Raw genomic sequence first — 6,244 nt, 5'->3', positions numbered from 1 at the left:
TTTGTTATATTTTTGCTTTCAAGTTACATATTTAATAACAACAAGTTAGTTGCATATATCAAATTAACGATAAAACTAAATAGTTAGGTTACACTGAAGCTTTACGCCTATATAATATCTTTTTTTATTCTCTATAGGCTATCGGTGTGAACTACTTACTTTTCATTTTTGCTGGCTTTTGTGGTGTTTTTATTGGATGCATTTTGTTCGGGCATATCATAAACTTACTCATAAATAATAAAATGGAAACAGGTGACATAGCTACTTGGGTTGCTTCAATCGGTACAATATCCACACTAGCTTTTGCGATTAGACAAAATCACCAACTAAGAAAGGAACAAAAGAACGAAAAACAAGAGCGAAAAGAAGAAGAAATAAAACAACAAAAAGAGCTTAAAGAAGAACGCTTTCGGCGCGAGAAACTTGAAAAAAAACAACAACAAATGTGGAAAGAACAAAAAGCGGCACTATCTATACAAAAACGAGCTGAATTATCGGAAGTATTTAGTAAGATTGTTGATAAATTTGAAATAGCTAATCCTACATTAAAATGCTTTAATCAAAATGCTCTATTTGAGCTAACGTACCCTAATGGTTCTGATACTTTAGACTCAAAAATGGAAAGTTCTGAATTATTTATACTAATTAATAATTTCAATACCACGTTAAATGAAATAAAGAATGTAGGTTCAGAGGACTTTAGTATATATACATTATGTTCTTCAGTACGTTTGTTATTGAATAACTGTCAAGTTAAAAGTATAAAAAAACTTGAGTTTGGTGATTTAATTTATAAAGGCACACATTACACAAACAATGATTCTAATATTCTTTTTAATATTTTTGATATTTTTGATATTTTTGATATTTTACGAAATTTGAATGGGATACGAGACTTACTCCTTAGCATTTGCCACTTATCAAAAAGAGAAATTATTTTACCTTTAGTACCAACATTAACTGAAACACAAAAATATAATCTCTTATCTAGCTTCACTAAGTTAACAAGTTCATCACATTACATGACTGAACCAAAATCATTCAATGAATCTTTATCTCTAGCTCTGGAAGCCTGCCATTTAATTAGTGAAATCAACCTACAGTATAGATTAACAAATGAATTCTATATATCAAAAAAACTATATGAGTTAGATTTGACATCTGCTTCATCAATTAAATATTTCCATAGCAAAAGATCGTTTAAAATAAAAGCATGCAATATTATTTATGCTCTTTTAGAAGACAAAGATATAAATAGTATTAACTATATCTCTCTTAAACTAAGTAATGGACAAATAAATCATCAGAAAGGATTACTATAATTAAAGATGTTTTTTTAAAAGATGTAAATCAGAGGGTATCATTTTACTTAAATAACCCTCTAAACTAATACTATAAACATAGTTCTATTGTGATAGAATTTAAGGACAGCCCCCTATCCTAATAAAAAATATAACATTTAAATATACCCATCACTTTCCCCTATACCCAAAAAAAACAAGTGGATATAACCAATCAATAACCAGAAAGTGGTTCGTATTTCTATGCCACACAGCATACCAGAACGCTGTCTTATTTCGTTATACTTTCTTTATAAATCCACCAAAAAAAACGCCAAGCAGTTTATGTCTACTTAGCGCTTAATTTATTGATAGTTCTGTAATTAATTTAGTACATAGATTGCACAAACTAACGTTTATAGTACTGGTTTAAAAGCTAGAGTTTGGTTGTTGTAAAAACTCAATTTCTTCATCGGTTGATGTTCGACCCAAAATGGCATTTCGATGTGGGTAGCGGCCAAAACGGTCAATAATATCTTTATGTTTATGCTCAAACTCTAAGTTGTATGGATTACCGAGCTTCTCATATAACTTTACCGCCTCAATATGAATCGCCTGAGATTCACTGTGCATAAATGACAGATACATAAAACCACGCTCAGTTTGAGATAACTCAGCATCAAAGCCTTTTGATATCGCAAATTGGGCAAGCGCCAAACCGAGAGGATCATTCGCAAATGAGTCAGGCGTATCGCGATAAATATTACGAGAGAACTGATCAATCAGGATAATTTCAGCAAGACTTCCCAATGCCGTTGTACGCCATTCAGAGAGTTCACCTGCTTTTGCTTGTTGATGCAATGAGCTAAAACGGACCTTAATGATTGCATCTAACGCTTCGTCTTTTTGCCACCACTGCGGCGGTTCAAGCTCGTTAAACCAGAAACTTATGACTTCTTGATACATATTATTCTCCTTTTATGCTCATACTTGTATATCAACATAGCACGTAATTCAGATCTATATAATTTGCACCCTCTATATCTATAAAAAACGCCATCACAAAGGATGGCGTTATTTTATTGGTTATCAAACTAGGTGATTACTTCTCTTTTGATTTATTTTTGTTTCGCTCTAGCTTGCCTTCCCAATACGTTGCCCCTTTAATACCCAATTTTACTGGATCAAACGTGTAGTTGGTTACACCGCGTTTTTGCTGATCTTCATAATCTTTTAGCGCTTTTAGTGCTGGCTTAGACATAAAGAAGATGATCAAAATACCGACAATGTTTAACCACGCCATTAAACCAACACCAACATCACCCATTGCCCACGCAAGGTTGGCGGTTTTAATGGTGCCGTAGAACACCGCTGACATTAGAACTACTTTAAGAATAAACATCATGCCATCGATTTTTAGAGTTCGACGGATATAAGCAATGTTTGTCTCTGCAATGTAGTAGTAAGCAAGAATGGTAGTAAAAGCAAAGAAGAACAGTGCAAAAGCAATGAAGATTTTACCAATGCCCGGCAGTGTGCTTTCAATTGCCATTTGCGTAAACATTGGACCATTCGCGCCAACGGTTGCTGCAAGGTTCTGTACTAAGAATACCTCTTCGCCACTGCCGTGAACGTTATAAGCACCTGTGATAAGGATCATAAACGCGGTAGCAGAACAAACCAGTAAGGTATCAATGTAGATAGAGAATGATTGAACCAAACCTTGTTGTGCTGGGTGATCAACACTTGCTGCCGCCGCGGCATGAGGACCCGTACCTTGACCGGCTTCGTTTGAGTAAACACCACGCTTTACACCCCAACCAATTGCAGCACCAAAGCCTGCCATCGGTGTGAATGCATCGCCGATGATCATACTAAAGATAGTAGGTACTTCTGAGATGTTAAGTAGGATAATAACGAATGCAAGAATGATGTATGCCAATGCCATAAACGGCACCACAATTTGAGTAAAGTGAGCAATTCGTTTAACACCACCAAAGATGATAAAGCCAAGGATGATAGAAATCACTGAACCCGTTAAGATCTTCGCAAAACTAAATACGCCTAAGCCAGTATCAATCATGCCGCCAGTACCAAATGCTGTTTCTACTGCATTACCGATACTGTTTGATTGCACACCCGGAAGTAACACACCACAAGCAAAGATAGTCGCAATGGCAAAGATCCACGCATACCATTTTTGACCCATCGCTTTTTCAATATAGTAAGCCGGACCACCACGGAACTGGCCTTCGTCTTCTTCTTTATAGATTTGCGCTAAGGTTGATTCAGCATAAGCGGTTGCTGCCCCTAAGAAAGCCACGACCCACATCCAAAAGACGGCTCCCGGACCACCAAAGCCAATGGCTGCCGCAACCCCAGCAATGTTACCCGTACCTACACGTCCAGACAGTGATACCGCCAACGCTTGGAATGAGCTGATCCCCTTACTTGATTCTTTGTTTGATACCAGCAAACGACACATTTCTTTAAAGTGACGAACTTGTACAAAACGAGTTTGTATAGAATAAAACAAACCAGAGCCCAAGCAGAGATAAATCAATACTGGGCTCCAAATTATGCCATTGAGAAAATCAACGATACCTTGCATATAAAATCCTTTTTAGTTTATGGATTGATTTTTTATTTAACCAACCATACAGCAAGATTTAACAACAAGTTAACAATATCCTTTCTGAAAGATAGAAAAGTGTGAATCAAAGCACTATATTTCAATTTACATTGATAGGTGCAATACAAAGCACCAACAAGATGAAAAATAACAATGCTTTGTGTTGGTATTCAAAAAACTATATTTTGTCCTATTACCCAGTATGTCTAAACTGCTCTGCTAACTTACTTTGAGAAAGTAAATTATCCATCAAGCCTCCATTGTCAGCCTGACTCTCTTGAACTAAAGCCGCTGTTGATATCGATAATTCTTGAGTCGATTGGCTAATAGATTGAACGTTATTATTCATGTCTTCTGATACATTGCTCATCTCTTCAACTGCCGTGGCTATTTGAGAGTTTTGATCGGATATATCGGTGATTTCTGTCAATAATTGCTCCAACTTATCAGCTGAGATCTTCGCACTCTCAATACAATCCGCCGAAAGCTTCTCTCCCTCTCTCATAGATTCCACAACGGTATGTGTTCCTGTACGAATTAAATTAATAACGGTTTGAATCTCTGTGGTTGAATCGTGACTTTTCTGTGCAAGTTGACGAACTTCATCTGCAACCACTGCAAAACCTCGCCCTTGCTCACCTGCTCGTGCAGCTTCAATTGCAGCATTAAGGGCTAACAAGTTGGTCTGCTCTGCCACACCTTGTATTATGGTGAGTACACTTTCAATGGTATTAGTATTTGCTTCAAGCTCTCTAACAGATACTGACGTTTCATCTAACTGATTTGCTAACACATCAACGGCATGTAATGTAGATTTTACTTCTACCATGCCCTCTTGTGCGGCAACTTTCGCTTCATCGGTTGTTGATGCGGTATTTTGTGCATTTCTTGCTACTTCATGCGCAGTTGAATGCATTTCATTAATGGCAGCAGCGACTTGCTCTACTTCCATCGATTGCGAATCAAGCTGTGTTGACATGGTATCCAGATTTTGGAATGACTCTTCCATTGCAGCAGTCACTTGCTCATTCGAATCTTGGATACGCCCAGAAACCGCATTTGTTTCTGAGTGACACATTTTCATTGCAAGTGCTATTTCTGAAATATCATCAACCTTTTTATTATAGACAAGCTCCATTAATGGATTATTAAAGATACCCCGTGCTGTTTTGCTTAACGCTTCTAATCGGCGAGTCATCATATAAAAAGAAGTTATTGCAAAAAGGAATAATGATGGAACGCCGGCGTTAGGAACAAATTGCTCAAGAGCAAAAGCACAAATAGCGGGAATAATAAGCGCAATAGCAGCACGTTGCCATAAGCGAGTTCTGGGCAGTTTTAATTTAAGTGGGGTTTTTCCTGCGTTAAGTTGAGCGTATATCTTTTCTGCATTATCAACATAATCTCTTTTAGGACAAGTTCGAACAGATTGATACTCAATGACTTGTCCATTCTCTGAAATTGGTGAAACAAACGCATCAACCCAATAATAATCGCCATTAGCACAACGATTTTTTACCATTCCCATCCATGAATTATTACTTTGTAAGTGTCCCCACATATTGGCAAATGCAGCTTTAGGCATGTCTGGATGCCTTACCATATTATGAGGCTGTCCTATCAACTCTTCTTGCGTGTAACCTGCTACTTCGCAAAACTCTTTACTGGCATAAGTGATATGACTGCTTGGTTTGGTGACAGAGAGTAAATTATAACTTGGTGGATATCTCACTTCCTTTGAAGAACCATTTTTAAAATCCATATATAGCCAACCTTTTATATTATTAGTTAATCATTAACTAACTTAGGAAGGTATGACCAATTAATCCACTCCAATTTATATTTTTATATGGCATAATAAATGGTTAATAAATAAACCAAGCTCACCAAAAAGAAGGTAAACTTGGCTTATGTTTTTGCTTACTTAAGCAAATTAGACAATTTTAACGCCAGCAGGCATCAAGCGCTCTGGAGTTAATAATACGCTTTCGCTTTCATCTTCTGTTTCTGCACACAGCAACATGCACTCTGAGGTTTCACCGCGCATTTTTGCTTTTGCTAAATTACACAGCACAACCACTTGCTTACCCAAAAGCTCGTCTTCAGTGTAATAAGGAACCAAACTCGTAACGGTTTGAAGGCTCTGCTCTCCTACATTGATTTGAACAATGTAAAGTTTGTCTGCATTTTCATGACGTTTAACGTCTGTGATTTTACCAACACGAATATCTAATTTTGCGAAATCACCGTATGCAATTGTTTCCATTTTACTTTATCCTTAGCTCTAAGTTAGTGTTAACGTTTACATTATCAACAATACGCTATGGAACAA

5 protein-coding genes are annotated in these 6,244 nt (G+C 36.8%); 1 reads left to right on the top strand and 4 read right to left on the bottom strand.

Features of this window, described 5'->3' with window-relative positions; translation table 11 throughout:
• Positions 1-146 precede the first annotated feature (146 nt).
• A complete protein-coding gene (locus tag PVK63_RS10860; RefSeq protein WP_274440450.1) occupies positions 147-1,322 on the top strand; it encodes a hypothetical protein in 1,176 nt (391 codons plus the stop codon).
• Positions 1,323-1,709: 387 nt separating this feature from the next.
• Here the strand turns inward: PVK63_RS10860 and PVK63_RS10855 are convergent, their stop codons facing one another.
• The 4 genes from PVK63_RS10855 to PVK63_RS10840 form a co-directional block, all read right to left on the bottom strand.
• Positions 1,710-2,246, bottom strand: coding sequence for a DUF924 family protein (locus PVK63_RS10855; protein ID WP_274440449.1), 537 nt, complete (start codon positions 2,244-2,246; stop codon positions 1,710-1,712).
• A 136-nt stretch (positions 2,247-2,382) separates the two neighbouring features.
• Positions 2,383-3,891 carry an alanine/glycine:cation symporter family protein gene (locus PVK63_RS10850; protein WP_130048306.1) on the bottom strand — a complete coding sequence of 503 codons (1,509 nt, stop codon included), beginning with the start codon at positions 3,889-3,891 and terminating at the stop codon, positions 2,383-2,385.
• A 214-nt stretch (positions 3,892-4,105) separates the two neighbouring features.
• Positions 4,106-5,674, bottom strand: a complete 1,569-nt coding sequence (locus PVK63_RS10845; protein WP_274440448.1) for a methyl-accepting chemotaxis protein — start codon at positions 5,672-5,674, stop codon at positions 4,106-4,108.
• Positions 5,675-5,845: 171 nt separating this feature from the next.
• Entirely contained in the window at positions 5,846-6,178 is a 333-nt protein-coding gene (locus PVK63_RS10840) for a tRNA-binding protein (protein WP_130045420.1), read from the bottom strand.
• Between the last annotated feature and the right edge of the window lie 66 nt (positions 6,179-6,244).

The organism is Aliivibrio sp. S2TY2 (assembly GCF_028765525.1).
Classification (GTDB): Bacteria; Pseudomonadota; Gammaproteobacteria; order Enterobacterales; family Vibrionaceae; genus Aliivibrio; species Aliivibrio finisterrensis_A.
The sequence above is the reverse complement of the archived record's forward strand: the minus strand, read 5'-3'. Positions and strand labels throughout refer to the sequence as shown.

Coding starts and splice junctions, on each gene's coding strand:
- PVK63_RS10855 (WP_274440449.1), bottom strand. CDS start 2,246: ATGTATCAAGAAGTCATAAGTTTCTGGTTTAACGAGCTTGAACCGCCG.
- PVK63_RS10850 (WP_130048306.1), bottom strand. CDS start 3,891: ATGCAAGGTATCGTTGATTTTCTCAATGGCATAATTTGGAGCCCAGTA.
- PVK63_RS10845 (WP_274440448.1), bottom strand. CDS start 5,674: ATGGATTTTAAAAATGGTTCTTCAAAGGAAGTGAGATATCCACCAAGT.
- PVK63_RS10840 (WP_130045420.1), bottom strand. CDS start 6,178: ATGGAAACAATTGCATACGGTGATTTCGCAAAATTAGATATTCGTGTT.